Source organism: Kitasatospora azatica KCTC 9699, assembly GCF_000744785.1.
Lineage (GTDB): Bacteria > Actinomycetota > Actinomycetes > Streptomycetales > Streptomycetaceae > Kitasatospora > Kitasatospora azatica.
This window is the reverse complement of sequence record NZ_JQMO01000003.1, coordinates 1862090-1888263: the sequence shown is the minus strand read 5'-3', so window position 1 is coordinate 1888263 and position 26174 is coordinate 1862090. Positions and strand designations below refer to the sequence as shown.

General features: G+C 69.8%; 16 protein-coding genes, 3 rRNA genes and 1 pseudogene. 4 read left to right on the top strand and 16 right to left on the bottom strand.

Annotation, left to right across the window (positions count from 1 at the left end):
* Window positions 1–61 precede the first annotated feature (61 nt).
* The gene (locus tag BR98_RS19040; protein ID WP_035846243.1) at window positions 62–1669 is read right to left on the bottom strand and encodes a PucR family transcriptional regulator; all 1608 of its coding nucleotides are present in this window, start codon (window positions 1667–1669) and stop codon (window positions 62–64) included.
* 237 nt (window positions 1670–1906) lie between these two features.
* The gene (locus BR98_RS19035) at window positions 1907–3787 is read right to left on the bottom strand and encodes a type IV secretory system conjugative DNA transfer family protein (protein ID WP_157537841.1); all 1881 of its coding nucleotides are present in this window, start codon (window positions 3785–3787) and stop codon (window positions 1907–1909) included.
* A 518-nt stretch (window positions 3788–4305) separates the two neighbouring features.
* Between BR98_RS19035 and gabT the strand changes: the two genes are divergently transcribed.
* The 3 genes and pseudogenes from gabT to BR98_RS41425 all read left to right on the top strand — a co-directional run.
* A complete protein-coding gene (gene gabT, locus BR98_RS19030) occupies window positions 4306–5646 on the top strand; it encodes a 4-aminobutyrate--2-oxoglutarate transaminase (RefSeq protein WP_035846241.1) in 1341 nt (446 codons plus the stop codon).
* A 398-nt stretch (window positions 5647–6044) separates the two neighbouring features.
* A complete protein-coding gene (locus tag BR98_RS19025; protein WP_063774802.1) occupies window positions 6045–6653 on the top strand; it encodes a phosphatase PAP2 family protein in 609 nt (202 codons plus the stop codon).
* Window positions 6654–6785: 132 nt separating this feature from the next.
* Window positions 6786–7088: pseudogene (locus BR98_RS41425) on the top strand (MarR family winged helix-turn-helix transcriptional regulator); the annotation flags it as partial.
* Window positions 7089–7224: 136 nt separating this feature from the next.
* Here BR98_RS41425 and BR98_RS19020 read toward each other — a convergent pair.
* Complete coding sequence (locus BR98_RS19020) at window positions 7225–8181, bottom strand: EamA family transporter (RefSeq protein WP_063774927.1); 957 nt, start codon at window positions 8179–8181, stop codon at window positions 7225–7227.
* Window positions 8182–8305: 124 nt separating this feature from the next.
* Between BR98_RS19020 and BR98_RS19015 the strand changes: the two genes are divergently transcribed.
* Window positions 8306–9262, top strand: coding sequence for a LysR family transcriptional regulator (locus BR98_RS19015; protein WP_051969927.1), 957 nt, complete (start codon window positions 8306–8308; stop codon window positions 9260–9262).
* Here BR98_RS19015 and BR98_RS19010 read toward each other — a convergent pair.
* From BR98_RS19010 to BR98_RS18950, 13 genes are all read right to left on the bottom strand, one after another.
* On the bottom strand, window positions 9259–10023 hold the full coding sequence (locus tag BR98_RS19010; protein WP_035846239.1) for a ZIP family metal transporter: 765 nt from the start codon (window positions 10021–10023) through the stop codon (window positions 9259–9261). The two genes, BR98_RS19015 and BR98_RS19010, sit on opposite strands and share 4 nt — an antisense overlap.
* A 108-nt stretch (window positions 10024–10131) precedes the next feature.
* The gene (locus BR98_RS19005; protein WP_035846237.1) at window positions 10132–11976 is read right to left on the bottom strand and encodes a restriction endonuclease; all 1845 of its coding nucleotides are present in this window, start codon (window positions 11974–11976) and stop codon (window positions 10132–10134) included.
* Between the two features lie 138 nt (window positions 11977–12114).
* Window positions 12115–13824, bottom strand: a complete 1710-nt coding sequence (locus BR98_RS19000; RefSeq protein ID WP_157537839.1) for a hypothetical protein — start codon at window positions 13822–13824, stop codon at window positions 12115–12117.
* 270 nt (window positions 13825–14094) lie between these two features.
* The gene (locus BR98_RS18995) at window positions 14095–14424 is read right to left on the bottom strand and encodes a cupin domain-containing protein (protein WP_051969925.1); all 330 of its coding nucleotides are present in this window, start codon (window positions 14422–14424) and stop codon (window positions 14095–14097) included.
* 148 nt (window positions 14425–14572) lie between these two features.
* On the bottom strand, window positions 14573–15232 hold the full coding sequence (locus tag BR98_RS18990; RefSeq protein WP_035846235.1) for a YigZ family protein: 660 nt from the start codon (window positions 15230–15232) through the stop codon (window positions 14573–14575).
* Between the two features lie 73 nt (window positions 15233–15305).
* Window positions 15306–16604, bottom strand: coding sequence for a DUF6986 family protein (locus BR98_RS18985; RefSeq protein WP_051969924.1), 1299 nt, complete (start codon window positions 16602–16604; stop codon window positions 15306–15308).
* Between the two features lie 131 nt (window positions 16605–16735).
* Window positions 16736–18304 (bottom strand): DUF2637 domain-containing protein, encoded by a 1569-nt coding sequence (locus tag BR98_RS38140; RefSeq protein WP_157537838.1) that lies wholly within the window; start codon window positions 18302–18304, stop codon window positions 16736–16738.
* Window positions 18305–18470: 166 nt separating this feature from the next.
* Window positions 18471–18587: ribosomal RNA gene (gene rrf / locus BR98_RS18975) — 5S ribosomal RNA — on the bottom strand.
* Window positions 18588–18674: 87 nt separating this feature from the next.
* A 23S ribosomal RNA gene (locus tag BR98_RS18970) occupies window positions 18675–21790 on the bottom strand.
* A gap of 280 nt (window positions 21791–22070) precedes the next feature.
* Window positions 22071–23592 (bottom strand): 16S ribosomal RNA (locus BR98_RS18965).
* Together the 16S, 23S and 5S rRNA genes form the textbook arrangement of a ribosomal RNA operon.
* A gap of 530 nt (window positions 23593–24122) precedes the next feature.
* Window positions 24123–24944, bottom strand: a complete 822-nt coding sequence (locus BR98_RS18960) for a DUF3710 domain-containing protein (protein WP_035846232.1) — start codon at window positions 24942–24944, stop codon at window positions 24123–24125.
* Between the two features lie 113 nt (window positions 24945–25057).
* On the bottom strand, window positions 25058–25525 hold the full coding sequence (gene dut, locus BR98_RS18955; RefSeq protein WP_035846230.1) for a dUTP diphosphatase: 468 nt from the start codon (window positions 25523–25525) through the stop codon (window positions 25058–25060).
* Complete coding sequence (locus BR98_RS18950; protein ID WP_035846228.1) at window positions 25522–26115, bottom strand: PaaI family thioesterase; 594 nt, start codon at window positions 26113–26115, stop codon at window positions 25522–25524. The genes dut and BR98_RS18950 overlap by 4 nt, the downstream gene beginning before the upstream one ends.
* Between the last annotated feature and the right edge of the window lie 59 nt (window positions 26116–26174).

The window sequence follows — 26174 nt, the reverse complement described above, 5'->3', positions numbered from 1 at the left end:
AGGGCGGTAAACGGATTGGACAAGGTGGCGCGGTGGGCCGGGGCCCCGACTACAGACTGGCCTACTCCTCCCCCGAGCGCAGCGCCAGCCAGAGCTCCATCCGGACGTCGGTGTCGTCCAGCGAGCGGCCGAGCAGCTCCTCGACCCGGCGCATCCGGTAGCGCAAGGTGTGCCGGTGCACGCCGAGATCGGCGGCGGCGGCGTCCCACTGGCCGTGCCGGGACAGCCAGGCACGCAGGCTCGCCACCAGGTCGCCACGGGCGGTGCGGTCGTGCTCGCGCAGCGGCCGCAGCAGGCCCTCGGCGAAGGCCGCCACCGCATCCTCGCCGAGCAGCGGCAGCAGCGAGCCGGCGCCGACCTCCTCGTGGCCGACCGAGCGGCGACCGCCGCGCAGCGCCACAGCCAGCGCCCGCTCGGCCTGGGCGTAGGCGCCACCGGCCTCCTCCACCGGCGCCGGGGCCGAGATGCCGAGGGCCAGGCCCTCGTGCTCCTCGACCGCGCCGAGACAGGCCCGGTGCACCGCGCCGCCGTCCACCGCGAGCAGCACCAGCCGCTCGGCGTGCGGGACGCCCTCCTTGACGTCCTTGACCGCCGGCTCGCGGGCCACCAGCAGCTTCTCGCCGGCCCGCCCGCCGGCCTGCTCGGCCCGCTCGGCCAACTCGGTGAGGTCGTGCACCGGGACATCCCCGTCCTCGCGGTCCGCACCGGGCGCGGCGCCGGCCACCAGGATCCGTATGGTCCCCTCCGGCAGTCCGCCGAACAGACCGGTGGCGACCTGACGGGCCGTCGCCACCTGCCCGGCCAGCACCAGGCGCAGCAGCGCGGCGCCCATCCGCTCCTCGGCGAACCGCAGTTCGCGCGAACGCTCCAGGGTCAGGGTGAGCAGTGCGACCGCGGCGTTCAGCACATAGCGCTCGGTCGGGGTGATCCGGTCCTCGGTGCCGACCGCGAGGAAGCCGCGGGCCCGCCGGTCCGCACCCAGCGACTGGACCACCACGAAGTCCTCGTCGGCGGTGTCGAAGCCGGGGGCCCGGCCCTGCAGGGCGGCGCTGGCCGGGGCCGGTCTACGGCGCAGCCGGTCCACCTCGGAGGCCAACCGGGCGGCGCGCCGGGCCGCCCAGTCCGGGGCCACCACCGAGAGCGCGCCGGAACTGTCGTAGAGCGCGGCCCAACCGCCGAGCCGGGCCGCCAGCCGGCGCACCACCGCGGCCGTGCCGTTCTGACCCAGCGCCGCCCGGGTCAGCTCCTCCTGCGCCTCGAAGCTGGTGGTCACCGCCTCGTACTGCTCGGCCGCCAGCGCAGCCGAGACCGCCTTGCTGATCGCGATGAACGGGGTCGGCTCGGGCACCCGCAGCAGCGGCAGACCACGCTGCGCGGCCGCGTCCACCAGCGGCTGCGGCACCTCGGTGTGCGACAGGCCCACACCCAGGCCCAGACCGACCACCCCGGCGTCGGCCAGTCGGTGGACGTAGGCCTGCAGGCCCTTGCTGCTCTTGCCCAGCTTGATCCCGGTGGTGAGCAGCAGCTCGCCGCCCTCCAGGAACGGCGTGGGGTCGTCCAGCTCGCTGGTGTGCACCCAGCGGACCGGACGCTCCAGGTGGTCCGCACCGGCGAGGACCGTGAGGTGGAGCGAGGAGTTGCGCACGACGGAGGCGAGTGTGGGGGGCATGGCACCTTCGGAAGGACGACCCGGCCGCCTCGTCGCAGCCGAGCAGTGACAGATGAGGGTTCGCCTTCATTATGGACGCTTCGGACAAGCCGTGATGCCAAATCCACCGGACCGTAGCTAACCGAAAGGGCAGCCGGCGGCCACCCTCCGTCAGGACCGCAGGTCCGGGCCGCGCCGCGTCAGGACCGCAGGTCCGGGCCGCGCCGCGTCAGGACCGCAGGTCCGGGCGGCGCCGCGTCAGGACCGAGGTCCGGGCCGCAGGTCCACCAGGAGCGGCGGCACCTGCTCACCGCCCACCGTGGTCAGCGAGACCACCGCGTGCCCCGCCGGCAGCGCGTGCGCCAGGTCCGAGGGCGACCAGCGCTCACGCTCCACCTCCCGGGTGGTCACGCTCTCGGTCTGCGCCGTGGTCCCCGCCAACGCCTTGCGCACCAGCCGGCCCGTCTTGCGCAGCAGCCCGCCGGAGGTGTCCGGCGCCAGCGTCACCGCCCGCTCGCGCACCAGCACCGTCCCCCAGGCCTCGGAGAACAGCTTGCCGTCCCAGGGCGCGATCCCCGGGAACGCCATCCGGCAGCCGACCGCCCCGAACACCGGCACCCGCAGCGCCTCCGGCAGGTCCACCAGGCTGCGCAGCAGCAGCACCGCCCCCGCGTTCGCCCCCCGCAGCCGGCGCAACCCCTGCAACGCGGCCGGGTCCAGCGCCGCCGAGGCGTCGTCCACCACCAGCCCGGCGAACAGCGAACGGTCCGACCGGGCCACCGCGGCCTGCAGGAACTGGCCCACCACCAGCCGGGACAGGATCCGGGCCGCCTCCGGGTGGCCGCGCTCGGGCAGCTTCACCCGCACCCGGAGCGGGTGCTCCAGCGCGCGCATCGCGAAGGCCGGCTTGGCGTTCGGTGCGGCGGAACCGGCGCTCCCCTCGGCCTGGCCCGGATTGGACTGGCTGAAGCAACCCGCGAAAGCCGGCCGGTCCAGCAGCGCCAGCCGGTCCGCGAGCAGCACCCCCGGGTCGTCCACCCGTCCGTGCCGGCTGCGCCGGTGCTGCACATCGGCCTCGTGCAGCTCCAGCACCCCCCGGACCCGCAACTGCTCCACCAGCTCCGTCCAGGCCGCCTCCTCCCCACCGAGCAGCGCGCGCAACTCCCGCACCCCCGGATAGCGGCCGTAGCCCGCCCGGAACGGCCCCACCACCTGCTGCACCGCGATCCGTGCCGTCTCCGCCCGGGAGGTCAACTCGTCCGGCAGCAGCGCATCCGCCAGCCGGGCCGCCGCACCGTCCGGATCCGCCGCCGCACCGTAGAGGTCGAGCCCGTACGGCGAACCCGGATCCCCCGGCGCGATCACCACGTCGTACCCCGCGTCCGGCCCGAGCTCCGCCTCCGCCGCGCCCACCACCACCACGCACGCCGTCCGGGCCAGCGCCTGCAGACAGAGCGCCTCCACCACCGGCCGAGCCAGCCGCGTCGTCTTCCCCGTCCCCGCCGGCCCCACCGCCAGCAGCGAAGTCGCCAACAGCTCCCGATCCATCGCGAACCCCGCCCCCCGATGCGTCGGCGGATTCTTCGGCACATCCTGCGCCGTCCCCAACCGCACCTGCCCGAGCAGCAGGTCATGCTCCGCCACCCGCCCCGGCAGATCCCGCGCCTCCGACGGATGCGCACAAGCCGCCGCCCCCCGAGCCGCGATCTGCTCCGCGAAGGCCCGCAGGAGCGCCGGGTCGGCCAGGACATCGCGGTAGACGCGGTGGATCCGGACGTAGTCGACATCCGTCACCCGAGCCGCCCGCGTGTCCTCGTCCACAGCCGCCAGCGCAGGCGCGAGCCCGGCCTGACGCAGCGTCTGCCAGGGATCGGCAACGGGGAGGGGCGCGGCCTCGGCGAACGGGGCGGCGGGGCCACCGTCTTCGGTGGTGATGGCGCGGGCGCGGACCTCTGCGCTCAATCGGCGCGCCGCCGGGCTGAGGTAACGGCGGTACACCTCCGTCCAGCGGCCCATCCGGCCGAAGAAGTAGACGACCGCCACCGCGACAAGGAGGTCCTCCGCCAGAATCACCGAGAGGGCGTAGACCGGGTTCGCGATCCCCTTGAGGCCGAGCAGGTCCCCCAGAAGCGCGGACACGATGGAAGCCAACGGCCAGAAGACGACCCAGGCAACCACGAAATTGAGCGCAGCCCGGATGAGCAATGCGCGGGGGGAAACCTCGGCGGACTCTGGTTGCGGGCTGCGGGCCTGGTACTTGTACCGATAGATCCCCGGCCCAGCCTCCGGACGCCCCTCCGCGAGCCAGCTCCCCAGCTTCCCCGCTCCCGCTCCCGCTCCCGCCTGGTGTGGCAGCCTTTCCGGGTCCAGGAGTCGCTTCTGCCGGCTCTGTGTGCCGTCCAGTCCCATTGCGGCCCCGCTCCCTTGCCCCGACGCGCCCGGCTGTCTGCCTACCCATGTCGCCTGGTCGGCGACACGCCCGGGCTCAATGTAGTGGAGTGGGCACGGGTGGCAGCCGTTTGGCGGTGGCTGGCCGGTCAGGACAAGTCGGACGGCGCAGTACGCCCCACTGGCGCATGCCGGTGTGTCGGCGGCGGCCGTAGCCTGCGAAGACCGAGGCAGACCGTTCAACCGCCGATCCCCCCTGGAGATGCCCCATGAGCGCCGCACCGCTGCTCCCGCAGGAGCGCCGTCTGGTCACCGCGATCCCCGGCCCGAAGTCGCAGGAGCTGCAGGCTCGCAAGCTCGGCGCGGTGGCCGCGGGTGTCGGTACCACCCTGCCCGTGTACGTCTCGCGCGCCGGCGGCGGTGTGCTGGAGGACGTGGACGGCAACAGCCTGATCGACTTCGGTTCCGGCATCGCCGTGACCAATGTCGGCAACAGCGCCGCCGCCGTGGTCGCGAAGGCCACCGAGCAGCTGGCCGCCTTCACCCACACCTGTTTCATGGTGACCCCGTACGAGGGTTACGTCGCCGTCGCCGAGCAGCTCAACGAGCTCACTCCTGGCGACCACGAGAAGCGCACCGCGCTGTTCAACTCGGGTGCCGAGGCGGTGGAGAACGCGGTGAAGATCGCCCGCGCCTACACCAAGCGCACCGCCGTGGTGGTCTTCGACCACGGCTACCACGGCCGCACCAACCTCACCATGGGCCTGACGGCGAAGAACATGCCGTACAAGCAGGGCTTCGGCCCGTTCGCCCCGGAGATCTACCGGGTGCCGGTGGCCTACCCGTACCGCTGGCTGACCGGTGCGGAGAACTGCGCCGCCGAGGCGGCCGCGCAGGCGATCGACATCATCAACAAGCAGATCGGCGCGGACAACGTCGCCGCGATCATCATCGAGCCGATCCAGGGCGAGGGCGGTTTCATCGAGCCGGCCAAGGGCTTCCTGCCGGCCATCGTGGAGTACGCCAAGGCCAACGGGATCGTCTTCGTCGCGGACGAGATCCAGACCGGCTTCTGCCGCACCGGCCAGTGGTTCGCCTGTGAGGACGAGGGCATCGTCCCGGACCTGATCACCACCGCGAAGGGCATCGCCGGCGGTCTGCCGCTGGCCGCGGTGACCGGCCGCGCCGAGATCATGGACGCGGCGCACGCGGGTGGCCTGGGCGGCACCTACGGCGGCAACCCGGTGGCCTGCGCCGCCGCGCTGGGCTCGATCGAGACCATGAAGGAGCTGGACCTCAACGCCAAGGCGCAGCGGATCGGCGAGGTCATGCTCGGCCGCCTGCACGCGATGGCGGAGAAGTTCGACGTGATCGGCGAGGTCCGCGGCCGCGGCGCGATGATCGCGATCGAGCTGGTCAAGCCGGGCACCAAGGAGGCCAACCCGGAGTTCACCGCCGCCGTGGCGAAGGCCTGCCACGCCGAGGGCCTGGTGGTGCTGACCGCCGGCACCTACGGCAACGTGCTGCGCTTCCTGCCGCCGCTGGTGATCCCGGAGCACCTGCTCACCGAGGGTCTGGACATCATCGAGAACGCCTTCGCGGCCGTCTGACGGTCCTTCGAGAACGCCTGACCTAGCATCACATCGGTGCGCCCGAGCCGTTTGCGGCCGGGCGCACCGGTGCGTTCGGGCTCGACGACGCTCGGGGTGCGGTGGAGGTTGCCCTGCATCCGGTGAAGATGCTGTGCGGACCCCACGGAGCCCGGCCCACGGGGAATCGGCCTGACGTAGTGTCGTCACAGATGGACAGCGAGCCTCATCCAACGGTCGGTCAACCGACCCGCGAGGACAACCAGGCGTCGGCGACGACGCTGCCACAGGACCGATCGACCGGCCGTCCGGCCCACACCCCCCGGGGCGCACGGAGCGGCGATCACCCAGGCCGCCCCGGGGCTCTCCCCCCCGCTCCGGGGCGGCTCCTGCGCGTTCCCTGGCTGCCGGTTCTTCCGGTGCTGCTGCTGGCGTTGGTCTCCTGGCAGGTCGCCGCCGACGGACCGCTGCTCGGCCTGGACCGCTGGATCCGCCACTCGGTCGCCCTGCTGCGCCAGGCCGGCGGCACCGCGCTGGACGGCGCGGCCCAGTCGCTCTCCGACCTGGGCAGTACCGTGCCCGCCGTGCCGGTGCTGCTCGGCGCGGGTGCGCTGGCCGCCTGGCGGTCGCGCCGCACGGGCCGCCCGAGTTGGTGGCTGCCGCTGCCGGTGGCCGCACTCGCCGCGCTGCTGATCCCGCTGCTGGTGGTCCCGGCGAAGGCGTACTTCGCCCGCCCGGGACCGCTCGGCCTGCCGTTGCAGCCGCACGAGTGGGGCTGGTACCCGTCCGGGCACACCACCACGGCCTGCGTCAGCTACGGGGTCGGCGCGCTGTTGGTCGGCCGAACCCTGGCGGCGGCCGGCCGGCGGCTGCTGTACGGACTGACCGCACTACTCGGACTGGGTGTCGGCTGGGGGCTGATCTGGTGCGACTACCACTGGTTCCTGGACGTGCTGGCCGGGTGGTGCCTGGCGGGGCTGCTGCTCCTCTGCCTGGCGCGGTGGCTGCCGGGTCGACGGGAAAGCTGAGCAGGAAAGCTGCGCAGGGAAGCCGAGCAGGGAAGCCGAGCAGAAAAGCTGAGCTTGACTCATCATGTGGCTGGCTCGGTACCGGCGCGGGCCGCTACGCTGAGGCCACCTGATCCGCCGAGGAGTCCCCGCATGACCAGCCCGTCCCCCGAACCCGCCGCCGAGGGTGCGGCCGAGCTCGCCGACGAGCTGACCCGGGCGATGAAGCGGATCCGCCACCGCACCGTGCACCGCCTGGAACCGTACGGCCTGACCCCGGGCCAGGGCCGCGCACTGCAGGTGCTGGCCCGCGCGGCCCACTGCGAGACCCCCGGCCGGGCGATCCGGCTGAGCGAACTGGCCGACCGGCTGAACATCGCCCCCCGCTCGGCCACCACCGTGGTGGACGCGCTGGAGCAGGGCGGCCTGGTCGAGCGGGTGCCCGACCCGGCGGACCGACGGGCCGTCGGCCTGGTCCTGACGACGGCCGGGCGGGCCGCCGTGGAGCGGCTCGCCCGGGTCCGTCAGGAAGTGGCCGAGGAGTACTTCAGCGGCGCCGATCCGGACGATGTCGCCGTGATGCTGCGGGTGCTCAGGGCCGCGGAAGCGGTGCACGGGCGGGCGCCGCGGCGCCCGGGGCCCGTCGACGCAGCGTCAGGGTCCGCCGGGGTGTCAGGCTCCGGCGCGGCGTCAGGCTCCCCGGCCGCAGAGCGATGAGCGCGATCCCGGCGATCACCAGCAGGGCCGCGCAGCCGGCCAGCGGGGTGATCGCCTCGCCGAGCAGCAGCCAGGCCGAGGACATCCCGAAGACCGGGACCAGCAGCGAGTACGGGGCGACGGCGCTCGCGTCGTAGGTGCGCAGCAGGAAGCCCCAGGCGGCGAAGCCGAAGAGGGTGGAGAGCAGGCCGACGTAGGCCACCGCGCCCAGGCCCGCCGGAGTGATCGAGGCCAGCGCGTGCAGGTCGGCCGACCCGCCCTCGACCAGCAGCGAGAGCGCCAGCAGTGGCAGCGGCGGCACCGCGCTGACCCAGACCATCCAGCGCAGCATGTCCGGGGGCGCGGCCTTGCGGGTCAGCACATTGGACAGCCCCCAGGCCACGGCGGCGGCGATGACCAGCGCGAACGCCTTGGCCGGTCCGCCCAGGCCGTGGTCGACGGCCGCCAGCAGGATGCCCGCCGAGGCGACCGCCAGCCCGGCGATCCGCTGCGGCGCGGGGCGCTCGCGCAGCATTCCGGCGGCGAAGAGCACGGTGAAGACGGCCTGGCTCTGCAGCACCAGCGAGGAGAGGCCGGCCGGCATCCCCGCGTGCATGCCGAGGAAGAGCAGGCCGAACTTGACCACGCCGAGGACCACACCGACCGCCAGGATCCAGCGCCAGGCCACCCGGGGCCTGCCCACGAAGAAGATCGCCGGCACGGCCACCACGGTGAACCGCAGTGCGCAGAAGAGCAGCGGCGGGAAGTTCTTCAGGCCGATGTCGATCAGGACGAAGTTCAGGCCCCAGACGGCGGCGACCAGGACGGCCAGGGCGATGTGACGAGGGCTCATGGCAGCGGAGTTGGTGTTCGGTGCGGGCATGCACCGAGCATGGCCGACCGGAACCGTTCAGCACCAGCGATGAATACTGAAGGCAACTCTTCAGTACTGCTAACCAGTCGCGCATAATCGCACCATGATGGATCTCGGACGGCTGCGGGCACTGCACGCGGTCGCGGTGCACGGCTCGATCGGCAAGGCCGCGGCCTCGCTCGGCTTCACCTCCTCGGCGGTCTCCCAGCAGATCTCCAAACTGGAGCGGGAGACCCGCACCGTGCTGTTGGAGCGTCAGGGGCGCGGCGTGGTGCTGACCGACGCCGCCCAGGAGCTGGCGGGGACCGCGCGCGAGCTGCTGGCCCTGGTCGAGCAGGCCGAGGTGACCCTGGAGGAGCAGCGCGGCCAGGCGGTCGGCCGGCTGCAGATCGCCGCCTTCGCCACCGGCGCGCGCGGGCTGCTGCCGGGCGCGCTGGCCGAACTGCGGCAGACCTGCCCGGAGCTGGAGGTCCGGCTGATCGAGACCGACCCCTATGTGGCCAGCGAGCTGGTCGCTCGCGGTGAGGTGGACCTGGCCCTGGTGCAGGACTGGCCGACCGTGCCGCTGCCGATCCCCGCCGGGCTCTCCCGGCAGAACCTCGGCTCGGACCCGGTCGACCTGCTGCTGCGCGCAGAGCACCCGCTGGCCGAGCTCGCCGTGGTGCCGGTCCCCCGGCTCCTCGGCCAGCGCTGGACCAGCGTGCCGGCCGGCAACATCTGCCACGACTGGCTGGTGCGGACCATGCGCGAGGCCGGCGAGGAGCCGGACGTGCTCTACCAGGTCGGCGAGTTCGAGACGCAGATCGCGCTGATCGCCGCCGGGCTCGGGATCGGCCTGGTGCCGCAGCTCGGGCGCGGGCCGCTGCCGGCCGGCGTGGTGGCCCGCCCGGTGGTGCCCGAGCCGAGCCGACGGGTCTTCGCCCTCTGGCGGTCCCAGGCCTCCCGCCGCCCGGCGATCACCGCGGCGCTGGACGCGATGCGGCGGCACTGGCCGGTCCGGGCGGCGGCGGGCCGGACGAACCAGACGGACCAGGCCCAGCAGACGCACCAGACGGACTAGTTGGCCAATCCGATCACCAACCACATGAAGCCGACCCCGAGCAGTGTGCAGAGCAGCGTGGAGCGCGAGGGGTGCGGGCTGTGCGCCTCGGGGAGGATGTCCGCGGTCGCCAGGTAGAGCAGGAAGCCCGAGAAGAAGCCCAGGTAGAGGCCGAGGACGTGCTCGGGGATGGTGAACAGCAGGGTGATCGCCGCGCCGGTGACCGGGGCCACCGCGTCGGCGGCGAGCAGCCCCACGGCCCGGCGGCGGTTGTTCCCGTACAGCCGGGTCACCGTGTAGGTGTTGAACCCGTCGGCGAAGTCGTGCGCGACCACCGCGATCGCCACCACGGTGCCGACCGTGCCGCCGGCCTGGAAGGCGGCACCGATCGCGAAGCCGTCCATCAGGCTGTGGCCGACCAGCGCGGCGGCCGCGGTCAACCCGATGCCCTCGGCGCGGCCGTGATGCGGGTGCGCGTGTCCGTGGGCATGGGTGTGGGTGGCGTACTCGCCCTCGTGCGCGCGGTGGATGGCGACCGAGCGCTCGATGCAGTGGATGGTCAGGAACCCGGCCGCGAACATCAGCAGCGCCTGCGGGACGCCGTGCAGCGCCTGCGGTGCCTGGACGAGTGCCTCGGGCAGCAGGTCGAAGGCGACCACCCCGAGCATCAGCCCCGCGGCGAACCCGAGCACCAGGTGCCGCCGGTCCCCGGTCCGGTGGGCGACGAAGCCACCGATCAGGGTCATCAGGAAGGCTCCGGCGGCGACGAGAATCGCGGTCATCCGGTTCCTCCCACCCAGCCAGGTCTTCTCCCTGTCCCGCCCAGCCTGCTGCGCCACCCCGGCCACCGCCCTCTGAAGGCGGTCGTCCGAGTGACCTGGTCAGCAGCGCTATCGGGCGGTGACGGTGAGCGGGAGGCCGAGGTGGGTCTCGGCCATGGCGCGGAATCCGTCGCCGTCGGCAAGGTGGATCTGGCGGTACTCGGCGGTGTCGGCCAGGTCCAGCGCCTCCTCGGTGAAGCCGCCGGTGCTCAGCCACAGGCCGTGCCCGGCCGACTCCTCCTGGACGGCCTCCGCGAGAGTGCGCACCTCGGCGGCACCGACCGCACCGGGGCGACGGGAGGCGCAGACCACCCAGCGCCCGGGCAGCGCACTGTCGGGGGCGCCGCTGCCGGTGGCGACCAGACCGGCCTGGCCGCGCAACCGCACGCTCCAGTCGGACAGGCCACCCCGGGTGAGGACCTCCCGGACCAGCACCGCGAACTCGCCCGGGGAGAGGTCGGCCACCGCCGGGACGGCCGCACCGGCCGTGGCGTACGGGCGCACCGCGACCCGGCCGTACGGGTCGGGGCTCACCGAGGCGCCCAGGTCACGCAGCCGCACCAGCGCCTCGTCCTGCTCGGCGGCCGCGTAGACGCCCGGCTCGCCCGCTTCGTCGACCGGCTCGGGCTCGGTGACCAGCCGGGTGCGGGCCAGCGCGTCGCGGTCCGCGTCGACCGAGAGCAGGCAGGTCACATCCGGCTCGCGCAGCCAGCCGTTGAGCACCACGCCGGTCAGGATGTCATCGGTGTCCACCGCGTCGGCCGCCTGCAGCGCCCGCAGGGCCAGCCGGGAGACCAGGCGCAGGTAGTCGGCAGCCCGGTCGGCGGGCGCCCTGGGCACCGGGCTGATCTCGCCGTCGGGGGTGAGCCGGTAGCCGTCCAGGGAGGGGACCAGGCCGAGCGGGGGCAGGTCGAGATCGAGCACCACCGTGCGGGTCAACGGGCGGAACACCGCTCGACAGGGGGCGGGCAGCTCGGGGGTGACCGCCTCGGCCGCGGCCAGTGCCCGCTCCAACAGCGACTCGACGGCGGCCGGCTCGGCCTCCCGGTAGGCGCGCCGGCACTCCTCCAGGCTGTCGTTGTACTCCTGGACGGCGCGGGCGCGGGCCTGCTCCGTCTGCTCGTGCGCCAGCCGGGCAGCCGCCTCGGCCGGGTCGGCGGCGGCCACCCGATCGGTCCGCCACTGGCGCAGCGCGCGCTGGTGGGCCAGCCGGGCCTGGGCCAGCTCCCGCTGGTAGCCCGAGTCCAGCAGTCGCCTGGCGCCGAGGACGGCGCTGCTCTCCACCGCGCCGCTCACTGCGGCACCGTCCGGACCCCCCGCCTGCTCGGGGACGGCGGGGACGCCGGGGACGGCAGGGGCGGCAGGGGCGGCCGGCTGGACCGGTGCGAAGTCCGCCCACTGCGGCTCGCGCTCGGCCTGCTCCACCGACGGACCGGCGAGATAGGGCCGAGGCTCGTAACTGCGGCGCTGGCTCTCGAAGTCCATCGCACTGACCGGCAGCGCGAGCCGGGCCAGCAGCTCGGCCAGGCGCTGCTGCTCGGCCCGCACGGTGGCGGTCCGATGGTGCGTCAGCTCGGCGGCCCGGCCGTGGGCTGCCACGGCCGGATCGAGCTCCTCGGCAGCGACCGAACCTGACGCACCGAAGGAACCTGACGCACCGGCGGAACCCGGAGCCCCACCGTCGGGCGCCGGCTCGGACCCGAGGTCAAGCGCACTGAAGCCGCCCGACGCACCAGCGCCGCCACCACCCGATCCGCCGCCGGACCCGCCGCCGGATCCGCCAGCCGGCCCGAACTCCTCGGGCCCCAGCTGCCCCGGCCCGTCGGTGGTGCCCCCGAAGACCGAGGCCAGGAACCCGGTACGAAGGTTGAGGGCCGCGTCCAGGGCCGACTGACGCTTGGGCGAATCCTGCATCGGCGGTCGGTTCCCCCGTGCTCGTCCGGCGCTTCTTGGGTGGCCGGGCTGCGCCGGCCAGGCACGCCCGGCTACGGGCGCCTCGGCCGAAGACTGGAGGTGGCATACCCCCTGCGAGCATTCTCCACCGTTCTCCCCTCAGTTGGTCATGGTGTTGGTGAGATGTATGCCGATGTAGCCGACGTAGATCCGGCCGCTGCCCGAGCAGTCGTCCAGGTAGTGCAGCCGGGGAGCCGTGCGGCCGCCGCCGATCCGCAGATGGGCTCCCATGAAGGCGCGGCCGCTCGGGTCCACCGAGGGCGGCACCGCGAACATCCGCTCGCGACGCATCTTGCTGTGGCTGCAGACCGTTCGTGACTCGCCCCGCACCGCCTTGCGCGGCGGGAAGTGGCTGCCGCCAGGCGGCGCGTGCTCGCACCACTGCTTGAAATCCCCGCCGGCGGCCCCGTGAACGGCGACGGCGGCGTACTCCTGAAGGGCCGTCAGGCCGTCCCAGGTGAGCCTGACCCAGTTGCCACCGACCGTGTGGGAGTCCAGCGCGAGGGTGTCCTTCTCGTCCCCGGTGAAGCTGAGCAGCGGGAACTCCTCGATCCGGCCCAGCAGTTCGGTGAAGCTGGCCGGGCCGCGCGACGCCAGCAGCGGATCGCCGCCCGTCGGACAGAGCCGACTGTTGAGCATCCGCAGCTGGGCGCTGACCCGGCGCAGCGCCGTGCTCTGCACCTCGTTCTCGGCCCGCAGATGGAGCTCGCGACGCCAGGAGCGGTGCAGGCTGCGGCGGACCCGCTGCAACTCGTCGGCGCCGACCTGCTGGGACTCCGTCAGCTCCCCGACCAGCTCGGTGAGCTCGGCCACTCGGGGTGGCGCCGGCAGCGCCGCTGGTCCGGGGGCGGAGCGCTGCTCCGGCGGCCGCACTCGCAGCACTGGTACCCGGGCCAGGGCTTCGGGCAGCGGGGCCAGATCGGCCAGCCGGCGCGGCTCCCGGGCCAGCAACGCGGCGGCCCGGCGCGGCTCCCCCTCGATCCGGTGCCGGGGCAGCACCAGGTGGCGCAGCGCGTCCCGGCGGGAGGCCGGGTCCACCTCGGGCAGGTAGGTGCGGACCGCTCCGCCGTAGACGGTGTGGTACTCGAGGGCGGTGTTGAAGGCGACCCGGGCGGTGGGGTCGAGGACGTATCCGACGGCGAGCCCGGCGACATCGCGCAGCAGCGGGTGCAGCAGCCGGGCCGTCCAGCTGAGCGGATCGAGGTCGGCGGGGACGCTGGCGACCACGGTCGGCAGTCGGCGCGCCGGGTCGCAGAGCTCGTCGATCACGCTGTCGACCTCGGCGGCGGTGATGATCCGGGGCAGTGGACGGACCTCGGCCGCGCCGTCCAGCGCGTCGATCAACGGCAGCAGGCCGTGCACGAGTTCGGGCACCGGCACCCGGCCCGGGGTGCGGACACCGGGCGCGGCCTGCTGGTGCTCGGCCTCCAGCCGGATCCAGCTGGGGCCGCCCTGCTCGGTGGCGATGGTCAGGGTGAGGCGGTGGGTGCCGTTCGGCGCGGGGGTGCGGACCCGCCGGCGGGTGTAGCGGCCGGGTGGCGCTCCGGAGGCTCTGGCCGGCAGCGGGCCGGTGTCGCGGTCCAGCAGCACCCGGTCGGCCAGGCGGTACCGGGTGGCGAGCGGCGGTTGGGGCGGCGTGTCGGGCTCGGGTGGCGCTGGGGGCTCGGGGCCGGCGGGCGCGCTCGACGCGGCGGGCCAGGGGGCCTGCTCGGGCGGCGGCGGCTCGGCGTAGCCCTCGTGCTTCAGCCAGGCGGCCAGGCACTGGTCGGCCAGCGCGACCGCGTCGGTATGGGACTGACGGGTGGTCACCGTCATCCGGTAGGGCGTCGTATGGCCCGACGGGGGTGGCCCGGGGCGGGGCAGGAGAGGGGCTGATTCGGCGGCCGCGGGCGGCGCGGCACGGTCAGTGCTCATGGGTGGTGCCTCCGTGGTGCGCTGGTGGGGTCTGACGGTCCTCCATCGATGGGGTGAATGTCGGCCTCGGTCAGCCGGTGCTGACCTGGTTCCTTGCTGGGGAGAACGCCGCGGCCCGGAGCTGAAGTTCCAGCTCCGGGCCGTATTAATTCATTCGTGTGTTGGTCAGCCGACATCCACCGCCGCTACCGACCGATGGTGTATAAGGGCCGCCGCGCCCAGCTCCGGTTCCGAGGCCGGCACCGAGAGCGGGCAACCGTCCGCCACCTGGTAGTTCGCCAGGATCACCACCGGCTCACTGCCGTAGTTGAAGCCGATGTGCACCTGCTCCGGCAACTCGATCAGGAACTGCCCCGGCCGGGTGATCTCCACCGTGCCGTCCTCCAGCACCCGTGTCAGCGTCCCCGAGAGCAGCACCGCCTGGACCAGGGCTGGATGGTAGTGCCAGCCGGTGTTCGCGCCGGGCGCGATGGTGATGCTTCGGATCACGGCCATCTCGGGATCTGCTCCTGTGACTCGACAGTCAGCTCAGGCTACTGACCGTCAGACCTTCGGGAAGCCGAATCCATGGGCTTTGGCCGAAAGCATATGCGACTTGGTCGGCTGTCCGATCTCCGGTTCCACACCCAGTCAACTGCACCGCTCACGGTGCGTCCGACCAGGGCGCCTCGACGAAACTCAGCCCGACCTGCTCCGCGCCGGCGCTCCCGCCGGTGGCCTCGGCCAGCCAGGCGTGGAAGGCGGGCAGTCGGTCCACCGGGACCCCGACCTCGATCCGCACGCCGGCCGCCTCGTAGTGCAGCTCGCGCACCACGTGCCCGGCCGCGCGCAGTTCGTTCTCCAACCGTCCGGCCCGGGTGTGGTCGGCCGCCACCAGCAGCACCGCCACCGGTCGGCGCTCCACCAGCCCCACCTCGTCCAGCGCCGCGGTGACCGCGCCGCCGTAGGCCCGGACCAGCCCGCCGGCCCCGAGCAGCACCCCGCCGAAGTACCGGGTCACCACCGCGACGGTGTCGGTGACGCCCCGTCGGCGCAGCACCTCGAGCATCGGCACCCCGGCCGTCCCGGCCGGCTCGCCGTCGTCGTTGGACCGCTCCCGCCGGTGCTCGGCGCCGACCACGAAGGCCGTGCAGTTGTGCCGGGCGTCCCAGTACCGCTTGCGGATCCCGGCGATGAACTCCTGGGCGGCCTCCTCGTCACCGACCCGGGCGAGATGGCAGATGAAACGCGAGCGCTTCACCTCGATCTCGTGGCTGCCGTCCGCGCGCAGAGTCAGGTACGGACGGGCGGCTGGCTGGGTCATGGCGCGCGGCACTCCGGGTGGCAGGGAAGGGGAACGAGTCCGCTCAACCCTAACCACCCGGAGCCGAGGCGACTCAGCGCCCGGCGAGCACCTCCAGCTGCTTGCGGTCCAGGCCGGTGAGTTCGGTGACCTCGGCCGGGTCGACCGCCCCGCAGTCCAGACCGCGCAGCAGGTAGCCGCTGAGCGCCTTCGCAGTGGCCGGCTCGTCCATCACGTCTCCGCCGGCCTTGGCCACGTACGCGGCCAGTCGGGCGGCGGCCGCCGCCAGGCCCTCGCGGTAGAACGCGTAGACGGCCGCGTACCGGGTGGGCAGGTGCGCCGGGTGCATGTCCCAGCCCTGGTAGTAGGCGCGGGCCAGCGAGCGGCGGACCAGTCGGTGGTGCAGGTTCCAGGCGGCGAAGACCTGCTCGGTCGAGCCGGTCGGGATGACGTTGGTCGAACCGTCGGAGAGCCGCACCCCGGTGCCGGCTGCGGCCACCTGCATCACGGCCTTTGCGTGGTCGGCGACCGGGTGCTCCATGCTCTGGTAGGCCGCGCTGACCCCACAGGAAGCGCTGTAGTCGAAGGTGCCGTAGTGAAGTCCGGTGGCCCGGCCCTCGGCGGCCTCGATCATCAGCGCGACGGTCGCCCGGCCGTCCGGTCCGAGGATCGCCTGGGTGGTCTCGATCTGGATCTCGAAGCCGATCCGCTTGGGGGGCAGACCGGCCCGCTGCTCGAAGTCCTCCAGCAGCCGGACCAGCGCGGTCACCTGCTGCGGGTAGGTCACCTTGGGCAGCGTGAGCACCAGGCCGGCGGGCAGCGGGCGGCCACCCTCGAGCAGGGTGGCGAGGAAGAGCTCCAGGGTCCGGATGCCCCGGTCGCGGACCGCGGCCTCCATGCACTTGATCCGGATGCCGATGTACGGCGGGGCGCTGCCGTCGGCCACCGCCGCGGCCACCAGCCGGGCCGCGCGGACCGCCCCGGCGTCCTCCTCCGCGTCGGGGCGGGGGCCGTAGCCGTCCTCGAAGTCGATCCGCAGGTCCTCGATCGGCTCCCGCTCGAGCTTGGCCCGCACCCGGGCGTGCACCTCGGCGATCAGCTCGTCGGCCGGGACGCCGAGCGCCTCGGCCAGCTCGGCGGGGGTGCCGGCGTGGGTGTCCAGCGCCTGCAGCGCCTGCCGACCCCAGTCGGCCACCGTGTCGGCGGCGAAGGCGTCGGCGCGCACGTACACCGTGTGGACCGGCTGCCGGCTACCGGAGTCACCCGGGTAGCGGGCGGCCAGGTCGGCGTCGACCGGGCCGAGCAGGGCGTCCACCACGGCGCGGGCGGACGGGGAGAAGGTCAGGCTCTCTGCACCTGCGGCGGCAGCGCCATCCACCTCTACCTGCGACATCCGGACTCCTCCACGCTCATTCAACATATTGTTGATGCGAAGGTAGTCCTGGCCTTCGGCGGGCGTCAATGGGCGCCCAGCAGCCGGACCAGCGGCCTATACGGTTGTCGGTTTGTATGCTTCGCCGGTTGCTAGTCGCGACCGAGGGTCGCGTAGCGGTCCAGCAGGTACGGCCAGATCCGGGCCATCTCACTGCGGCTGGGCGGGGTACCCGGGCGGCGCGCGGACTCAACGCCGTACTGGGTGAAGAGGTAGTGGGCCAGCCGCTCCTCGTCGGGGTCATGGCCGAAGGTGTCCTGATAGGCCGTCAACGCCTCGACGCCCAGATCCACGGTCAGCTCGGTTCCGCTCACCGGCGGCTCCACCACTGCCTCGGGGGCGGGCTGGGTGCGCGGCGCGAACATGTTGTCGGACTGGGGCCGCGGCAGCTGCGCAGGAGAAGGCGCCGGGACAGCGGCGGGAGCGGGTGCCGGGGTGGCGGCAGCTTCGGGAGCAGGCTCGGGGTCGGTGGGAGCCGTGGGCTCCGGGATCGGGAGCCGCCCCTGCTCGTAGAGCGCCACCAGCTGAGCGCCACTCGGCTGCTGACGCCCCTGCTGATCGGTCGGATCGGCCTGGTCGGGAGCCGGCTCAGCGACCGGCGCGGGGACGCGAGCCGGCGCGGGGGGCTGGACTGCAGCGGGAGCCGGGGCTGGAGCCGCGGCTGCCGGAGCCTCCGACTGCGCGCGCGGCGCGAACCAGGCGGACTGTCGCGCCGGCTCCGAGGGCTCCGCCGGCTGCGACTGGTGGACCGGCTGAGCCTGCTCGCTCGGCATGGTGGCCCGGATGTCCCGCACTGCGGTGACCGGTCGGCCCACCTTGACCGGCTGCTGCTCGGCCGACTCGGCCGGTCCCTGGGTGTCCCGCCAGCGACTGGCAGCCAGCTTGCCCAGGATCGGCACGACCGCGGCCGCCGACACCGCCGGCGGCTCGGCCTCCGCCTGCGGCTCGGCCGCGACCCGCGGCGCCGGGCTCTGCTGCACCGGCGGCGGATCGATCCGGTCCAGCGCCGTCACGTCGAGCGGCACACCGTACTTGGCCAGCTTGAGCGGCAGCAGCGCCTGAATCGGCGCCGAGCGGCGCCAGCCGCGCCCGTAGCGGAAGCGCAGTTGAGCCCGGTAGACCAGCCGGTTCTGCTCCAGCCGCACCACCTCGTCATAGGAGCGCAGCTCCCAGAGCTTCATCCGGCGCCAGAGCCGGAAGGTCGGCACCGGCGAGAGCAGCCAGCGCATCAGGCGGACGGACTCCATGTGGCGGTCCGCGGTGATCGCCGCGATCCGGCCGACGGCGTGCCGAGAGGCCTCGACGATCACGACGAAGAGCACCGGGATGACCGCGTGCATGCCCATCCCCAAGGCATCGCCCCAGGACGCCGCAGCGTTGAAGGCGATGGTGGCGACGGTCAGCAGCCAGGCCGCCTGACGCAGCAGCGGGAACGGTATCCGAAGCCAGGTCAGCACCAGGTCGAGCGCCAACAGGACGACGATGCCCGCGTCGACACCGACCGGGAAGGCGTACGAGAAGACGCCGAAGCCCTTGTGAACGGCCAGCTCGCGCACCGCCGAGTACGACCCGGCGAAGCCGATCCCGGAGATCAGGCAGGCCCCGACCGCCACCAGGCCAAGCAGCACGCGGTGCGCGCGGGTAAGGGATGGACGTGCCATTCGTTGATCAACCCCTGGCTCTCGACGTGACCTTCGGGATCCTACTCGGACACGCGTTCACCCCTGCGCGTCCCCCCTCCGCCATGGACGACAGGTAAACGCGAAGAAGCCCCCACCGACTGCGTTTAATTAAACACAGTACGGTGGGGGCTTCTTCTGAATGATTGTTCGGCGGCGTCCTACTCTCCCACAGGGTCCCCCCTGCAGTACCATCGGCGCTGTAAGGCTTAGCTTCCGGGTTCGGAATGTAACCGGGCGTTTCCCTCACGCTATGACCACCGAAACACTATGAAACTGTCGGCCGCACCATCCCCGTGACCAAACGGGATGGGGTCGTTGTTTCAGAACAACACAGTGGACGCGAGCAACTGAGGACAAGCCCTCGGCCTATTAGTACCGGTCAGCTCCACCCATTACTGGGCTTCCACATCCGGCCTATCAACCCAGTCGTCTACTGGGAGCCTTACCCTCTCAAGGAGGTGGGAGTGCTCATCTCGAAGCAGGCTTCCCGCTTAGATGCTTTCAGCGGTTATCCCTCCCGAACGTAGCCAACCAGCCATGCCCTTGGCAGGACAACTGGCACACCAGAGGTTCGTCCGTCCCGGTCCTCTCGTACTAGGGACAGCCCTTCTCAACACTCCTACGCGCACAGCGGATAGGGACCGAACTGTCTCACGACGTTCTAAACCCAGCTCGCGTACCGCTTTAATGGGCGAACAGCCCAACCCTTGGGACCTACTCCAGCCCCAGGATGCGACGAGCCGACATCGAGGTGCCAAACCATCCCGTCGATATGGACTCTTGGGGAAGATCAGCCTGTTATCCCCGGGGTACCTTTTATCCGTTGAGCGACGGCGCTTCCACAAGCCACCGCCGGATCACTAGTCCCTGCTTTCGCACCTGCTCGACCCGTCGGTCTCACAGTCAAGCTCCCTTGTGCACTTACACTCAACACCTGATTGCCAACCAGGCTGAGGGAACCTTTGGGCGCCTCCGTTACCCTTTAGGAGGCAACCGCCCCAGTTAAACTACCCACCAGACACTGTCCCTGATCCGGATCACGGACCCAGGTTAGACATCCAGCACGACCAGAGTGGTATTTCAACGACGACTCCACCAAGACTGGCGTCAAGGCTTCAAAGTCTCCCACCTATCCTACACAAGCCGAACCGAACACCAATATCAAGCTATAGTAAAGGTCCCGGGGTCTTTCCGTCCTGCTGCGCGAAACGAGCATCTTTACTCGTAATGCAATTTCACCGGGCCTATGGTTGAGACAGTCGAGAAGTCGTTACGCCATTCGTGCAGGTCGGAACTTACCCGACAAGGAATTTCGCTACCTTAGGATGGTTATAGTTACCACCGCCGTTTACTGGCGCTTAAGTTCTCAGCTTCGCCCGGACGAATCCAAGCTAACCGGTCCCCTTAACGTTCCAGCACCGGGCAGGCGTCAGTCCGTATACATCGCCTTACGGCTTCGCACGGACCTGTGTTTTTAGTAAACAGTCGCTTCTCGCTGGTCTCTGCGGCCGGCCCCAGCTCGGGCAGCAAGTGCCTCCACCAGTTCCGGCCCCCCTTCTCCCGAAGTTACGGGGGCATTTTGCCGAGTTCCTTAACCATAGTTCACCCGAACGCCTCGGTATTCTCTACCTGACCACCTGAGTCGGTTTGGGGTACGGGCCGCCATGAAACTCGCTAGAGGCTTTTCTCGACAGCATAGGATCATCCACTTCACCACAATCGGCTCGGCATCAGGTCTCAGACTATATGCAAGGCGGATTTGCCTACCTTGCGTCCTACACCCTTACCCCGGGACAACCACCGCCCGGGCTGGACTACCTTCCTGCGTCACCCCATCGCTCACCTACTACCCTGTCGGATCAGCGGCTCCACCACGTCCCTTTGTCCGAAGACTCCGGGCCGGCTTCACGGCCTTAGCATTCAGAGGTTCAGCGTTGGCGCTTCAAAGCGGGTACGGGAATATCAACCCGTTGTCCATCGACTACGCCTGTCGGCCTCGCCTTAGGTCCCGACTTACCCTGGGCAGATCAGCTTGACCCAGGAACCCTTGGTCAATCGGCGCAAGAGTTTCCCACTCTTGTATCGCTACTCATGCCTGCATTCTCACTCGTATCCCGTCCACGACTCGATTCCTCGGCCGCTTCACCCGGAACACGACGCTCCCCTACCCATCCACAGCGTCGTTGGACGTATTCTGTGAATGACACGACTTCGGTGGTGTGCTTGAGCCCCGCTACATTGTCGGCGCGGAATCACTTGACCAGTGAGCTATTACGCACTCTTTCAAGGGTGGCTGCTTCTAAGCCAACCTCCTGGTTGTCTCTGCGACTCCACATCCTTTCCCACTTAGCACACGCTTAGGGACCTTAGTCGGTGTTCTGGGCTGTTTCCCTCTCGACCATGGAGCTTATCCCCCACAGTCTCACTGCCACGCTCTCACTTACCGGCATTCGGAGTTTGGCTAAGGTCAGTAACCCGGTGAGGCCCATCGCCTATCCAGTGCTCTACCTCCGGCAAGAAACACGTGACGCTGCACCTAAATGCATTTCGGGGAGAACCAGCTATCACGGAGTTTGATTGGCCTTTCACCCCTAACCACAGGTCATCCCCCAGGTTTTCAACCCTGGTGGGTTCGGTCCTCCACACGGTCTTACCCGCGCTTCAACCTGCCCATGGCTAGATCACTCCGCTTCGGGTCTTGGGCATGCAACTCAAACGCCCTATTCGGACTCGCTTTCGCTACGGCTACCCCACACGGGTTAACCTCGCTACACACCGCAAACTCGCAGGCTCATTCTTCAAAAGGCACGCAGTCACGGCTGGTCCGAAGACCAACGACGCTCCCACGGCTTGTAGGCACACGGTTTCAGGTACTATTTCACTCCGCTCCCGCGGTACTTTTCACCATTCCCTCACGGTACTATCCGCTATCGGTCACCAGGGAATATTTAGGCTTAGCGGGTGGTCCCGCCAGATTCACACGGAATTTCTCGGGCTCCGTGCTACTTGGGAGAAGCTCAAGTGAGCCGCTAATGTTTCGTCTACGGGGGTCTTACCCTCTACGCCGGACCTTTCGCATGTCCTTCGACTACACCAACGGTTTCTGACTCACCCAGCCGCCGGCAGACGACTGAAGAACTTTCCCACGACCCCGTATCGGCAACCCCTGCCGGGTCTCACACCAATACGGTTTAGCCTCATCCGGTTTCGCTCGCCACTACTCCCGGAATCACGGTTGTTTTCTCTTCCTGCGGGTACTGAGATGTTTCACTTCCCCGCGTTCCCTCCACGCACCCTATGTGTTCAGGTGCGGGTGACAGCCCATGACGACTGCCGGGTTTCCCCATTCGGACACCCCCGGATCAAAGCTCGGTTGACAGCTCCCCGGGGCCTATCGCGGCCTCCCACGTCCTTCATCGGTTCCTGGTGCCAAGGCATCCACCGTGCGCCCTTAAAAACTTGGCCACAGATGCTCGCGTCCACTGTGCAGTTCTCAAACAACGACCAGACACCCACCTACAGCACCCGAAAACGAGTACTGTCCGTGGGACCGGCACCCTCGAGGTTCAGACCATACGGCCGTTCCCTCAGGACCCAACAACGTGCCCGACACACCAGACTCAAGAACGCTTTCCACGCCGAAGCAGTACTCACGAACCATCACCCAGTGTGCCGAATAGTCAACGTTCCACCCATGAGCAACCACTCGAAGGCATTCGCTCCGAGCTGGCTATGTGCTCCTTAGAAAGGAGGTGATCCAGCCGCACCTTCCGGTACGGCTACCTTGTTACGACTTCGTCCCAATCGCTGGTCCCACCTTCGACGGCTCCCTCCCAAGGGTTAGGCCACCGGCTTCGGGTGTTACCGACTTTCGTGACGTGACGGGCGGTGTGTACAAGGCCCGGGAACGTATTCACCGCAGCATGCTGATCTGCGATTACTAGCAACTCCAACTTCATGGGGTCGAGTTGCAGACCCCAATCCGAACTGAGGCCGGCTTTTTGGGATTCGCTCCGCCTCGCGGCATCGCAGCCCTTTGTACCGACCATTGTAGCACGTGTGCAGCCCAAGACATAAGGGGCATGATGATTTGACGTCGTCCCCACCTTCCTCCGAGTTGACCCCGGCAGTCTCCTGTGAGTCCCCACCACCCCGAAAGGCGTGCTGGCAACACAGAACAAGGGTTGCGCTCGTTGCGGGACTTAACCCAACATCTCACGACACGAGCTGACGACAACCATGCACCACCTGTATACCGACCACAAGGGGGCGACTATCTCTAGCCGTTTCCGATATATGTCAAGCCTTGGTAAGGTTCTTCGCGTTGCGTCGAATTAAGCCACATGCTCCGCTGCTTGTGCGGGCCCCCGTCAATTCCTTTGAGTTTTAGCCTTGCGGCCGTACTCCCCAGGCGGGGAACTTAATGCGTTAGCTGCGGCACCGACGACGTGGAATGTCGCCAACACCTAGTTCCCAACGTTTACGGCGTGGACTACCAGGGTATCTAATCCTGTTCGCTCCCCACGCTTTCGCTCCTCAGCGTCAGTAATGGCCCAGAGATCCGCCTTCGCCACCGGTGTTCCTCCTGATATCTGCGCATTTCACCGCTACACCAGGAATTCCGATCTCCCCTACCACACTCTAGCCTGCCCGTATCGAATGCAGACCCGGGGTTAAGCCCCGGGCTTTCACATCCGACGCGACAGGCCGCCTACGAGCTCTTTACGCCCAATAATTCCGGACAACGCTCGCACCCTACGTATTACCGCGGCTGCTGGCACGTAGTTAGCCGGTGCTTCTTCTGCAGGTACCGTCACTTGCGCTTCTTCCCTGCTGAAAGAGGTTTACAACCCGAAGGCCGTCATCCCTCACGCGGCGTCGCTGCATCAGGCTTTCGCCCATTGTGCAATATTCCCCACTGCTGCCTCCCGTAGGAGTCTGGGCCGTGTCTCAGTCCCAGTGTGGCCGGTCGCCCTCTCAGGCCGGCTACCCGTCGTCGCCTTGGTAGGCCATTACCCCACCAACAAGCTGATAGGCCGCGGGCTCATCCTGCACCGCCGGAGCTTTACACCCAGAACCATGCGGTCCCAGGTCATATCCGGTATTAGACCCCGTTTCCAGGGCTTGTCCCAGAGTGCAGGGCAGATTGCCCACGTGTTACTCACCCGTTCGCCACTGATCCACCCCGAAGGGCTTCACCGTTCGACTTGCATGTGTTAAGCACGCCGCCAGCGTTCGTCCTGAGCCAGGATCAAACTCTCCGTGAATGTTTTCCCGTAATCGGGTCGACACCCGCGCAGAGCGGCACGACAATCGGCGGAATAGGCCGACCCCGTGCACTGCGTCCTCGCTAGTGTTTTACTTCAAAAGGAATCTCCAACCCGAACCAGAAGGTCCAGGCCGGGGATGTCAACATATCTGGCGTTGACTTTTGGCACGCTGTTGAGTTCTCAAGGAACGGACACTTCCTTCAAGCCGCTCTCGCAAGCTCTCCGGGCATTCGTTTCAGTGTTACTGCGTTCTTACTTCGTAAAGCTTATCAGGTCCGGCTCAGTGCCTTTTCCACTTCGCTTTCCGCATTTTGCTTCCGGCCTTTCGGCTTTCGGCGCTCCCAGACTCTAGCAGAGTTTCTGTCTCGCGATTTTCACGCTCATCAGATTTACTCGCCGCCGCTCAGGGCGGTCCGGGCAACTCGGAGAACGTTACGCACCAGGTCCAGCAGAGTCAAACCGGCCCCGGACAGCCAGGCTGTCCGGGGCCGGTGGGGTCTACGCCGGTGGGGTCTACCGCAGCGCGGTCAGCGCACCTCGGTGATCTCCGGGCCACGCGAGAACGGGCTCAGTGCCTCGCCGCCGAACCGAGAACCCTCGCTCTCACTCGAGCCCACGCCGCCGTCCGCCACCATCTGGGCGTCCTCCGGCAGCTTGAGCACGATCGGGTCGCGCGGCGCCATCGGCGCCTCGCCGCGCACCACGACGGTCTGCCGGAAGACCTGTTCCAGCACGTCCGCCGACTCCGGCTGCACCGCGGCCTGGCCGGAGATCACGCCGCGCAGGAACCAGCGCGGGCCGTCGCAGCCGACGAAGCGGACCAGTTGGACACCCTGCGTCCCGTCGGGCAGCTGCACCGGCACCTGGGCGCGGAGGTGCCAGCCGAGCGGGCCCTCCTCCTCCTCGACCAGACCGCCCTGGGCGCGGATGCCGCCCGCGATCTCGTCGCGGACCTCACTCCAGATGCCCTCGGACTTGGGTGCGGCGAAGGCCTGGAGCTGGACGGCGCTGTTGCCGAGCACCAGGGTGGCGGCCACGATCGCGTCGCCGGCCACCTCCACTCGAAGCTCCATGCCCTCGACGCCGGGGACCAGCAGACCGCCGAGGTCGACCCGGCCCTCCTCGGGGCTCTCCAGCTCGGAGTGGTCCCAGGGGCCGTCGGGCCGCGGGGCCGGGGGCAGACCGACGCGGTCGGCGAGGTCCTCCTCCGTCTCCTCGGTCTCCTCGACGTCAGTCTCGCTCTCGGAGCCGGCGGGGTCTTCGACGTCATCGGCCGTCTCGTCGGCGCTGATGGCGTCCTCGGCGAGCTGCTCGACAGCGTCCTCGCTCTTGTGGCGACGACGGAACACGGTCACTGTCCTTCCCGGTCCAAGACCGATGCGAAATACCTGCGCGTACCTGCTGCTGTGCTGCTTACGGAACTGCTGCGCTGCTTACAGAACTCCTGCGCTGAACCTGCTTGCTAAACCGCTGCGTGGCCACCGGTCGACCCGAACCCACCCTCGGCACGTGCAGACCCGGGCAGTTCCGCCACCTCGTGGAAGCGGGCCTTCTCGACCTGCTGGACCACCAGCTGAGCGATCCGGTCCCCACGTCGGAAGCTGACCCGCTCGCGCGGGTCCAGGTTGACGACGATCACCTTGATCTCACCACGGTACCCGGCATCGACCGTCCCTGGGGCGTTCACGAGCGCAACTCCGCAACGCGCTGCCAGCCCTGAGCGCGGGTGGACGAACGCCGCGTAACCGTCCGGCAACGCGATGGCGATGCCGGTGGGAATGACAGTGCGCTCGCCCGGTTCCAGGTCGGCGTCGACGGCTGCGCACAGGTCCGCGCCGGCGTCTCCCGGCTGGGCGTACCCGGGCAGCGGCAGCTCTGGGTCGAGCCGCCGGATCAGGATGTCGACCGGAGGGCGGACGGTGGAACTCACGGATTCACCTCGAAGGCTCTGGCGCGCTTGAACAGGTCGGGGTCGTCCAGAGCGGCTTTGATGTCCTCGGGACGACCGTGCGTGGTGAAGTGTTCCAGCTTCACCTGGATGAAGAGTGCCGTGGCGCGGATCGCGACCGGTCCCTCGGGGTCGCCGATGCGGCCCTCGGCCGCGCAGTAGAGCTTTCGGCCGTGTACGCCCGTCGCCCAGGCGCGGATGTGCAGGACCGAATCGACCGGCACCGGGCGCAGGAAGTCGGTCTCCAGTCGGCCGGTGACCGAGGCGGTGTGCAGGATCCAGTTGAGCGAGCCGAGGGTCTCGTCCATGGCGGTGGTGAGGATGCCGCCGTGGGCCAGTCCGGGGCCGCCCTGGTGCGTCGGCTTGACGGTGAACTCGGCGGTGACGTCGACGCCTTGGCCGGCCCGGACGTCCAGCTGCAGCCCACCGGGGTGCTGCGGGCCACAGCCGAAGCAGTGCACGTAGTGCGAGCCGAGGGGGGTACCGGGAGCCGGCGCGTCCGGGTGGCGGACCGGTTCGGTCGCGTCCTGGGGCGGCGTGGTGGGGGTGGTGGGGGTGGTGTCTGCGGTCACGGGGTCGACCCTACTCACGAGTAGCTAAGACGCAATGGTCAGCTTCGAACGGGCCTGGG

What these genes read in the sequence shown, in the direction of transcription:
- BR98_RS18990 (WP_035846235.1), bottom strand. Translation starts at nt 15,232, where the DNA reads ATGACCCAGCCAGCCGCCCGTCCGTACCTGACTCTGCGCGCGGACGGC.
- BR98_RS19010 (WP_035846239.1), bottom strand. Translation starts at nt 10,023, where the DNA reads ATGACCGCGATTCTCGTCGCCGCCGGAGCCTTCCTGATGACCCTGATC.
- BR98_RS19020 (WP_063774927.1), bottom strand. Translation starts at nt 8,181, where the DNA reads ATGAGCCCTCGTCACATCGCCCTGGCCGTCCTGGTCGCCGCCGTCTGG.
- BR98_RS18995 (WP_051969925.1), bottom strand. Translation starts at nt 14,424, where the DNA reads ATGGCCGTGATCCGAAGCATCACCATCGCGCCCGGCGCGAACACCGGC.
- BR98_RS19015 (WP_051969927.1), top strand. Translation starts at nt 8,306, where the DNA reads ATGATGGATCTCGGACGGCTGCGGGCACTGCACGCGGTCGCGGTGCAC.
- BR98_RS19040 (WP_035846243.1), bottom strand. Translation starts at nt 1,669, where the DNA reads ATGCCCCCCACACTCGCCTCCGTCGTGCGCAACTCCTCGCTCCACCTC.
- BR98_RS18985 (WP_051969924.1), bottom strand. Translation starts at nt 16,604, where the DNA reads ATGTCGCAGGTAGAGGTGGATGGCGCTGCCGCCGCAGGTGCAGAGAGC.
- BR98_RS38140 (WP_157537838.1), bottom strand. Translation starts at nt 18,304, where the DNA reads ATGGCACGTCCATCCCTTACCCGCGCGCACCGCGTGCTGCTTGGCCTG.
- gabT (WP_035846241.1), top strand. Translation starts at nt 4,306, where the DNA reads ATGAGCGCCGCACCGCTGCTCCCGCAGGAGCGCCGTCTGGTCACCGCG.
- BR98_RS19005 (WP_035846237.1), bottom strand. Translation starts at nt 11,976, where the DNA reads ATGCAGGATTCGCCCAAGCGTCAGTCGGCCCTGGACGCGGCCCTCAAC.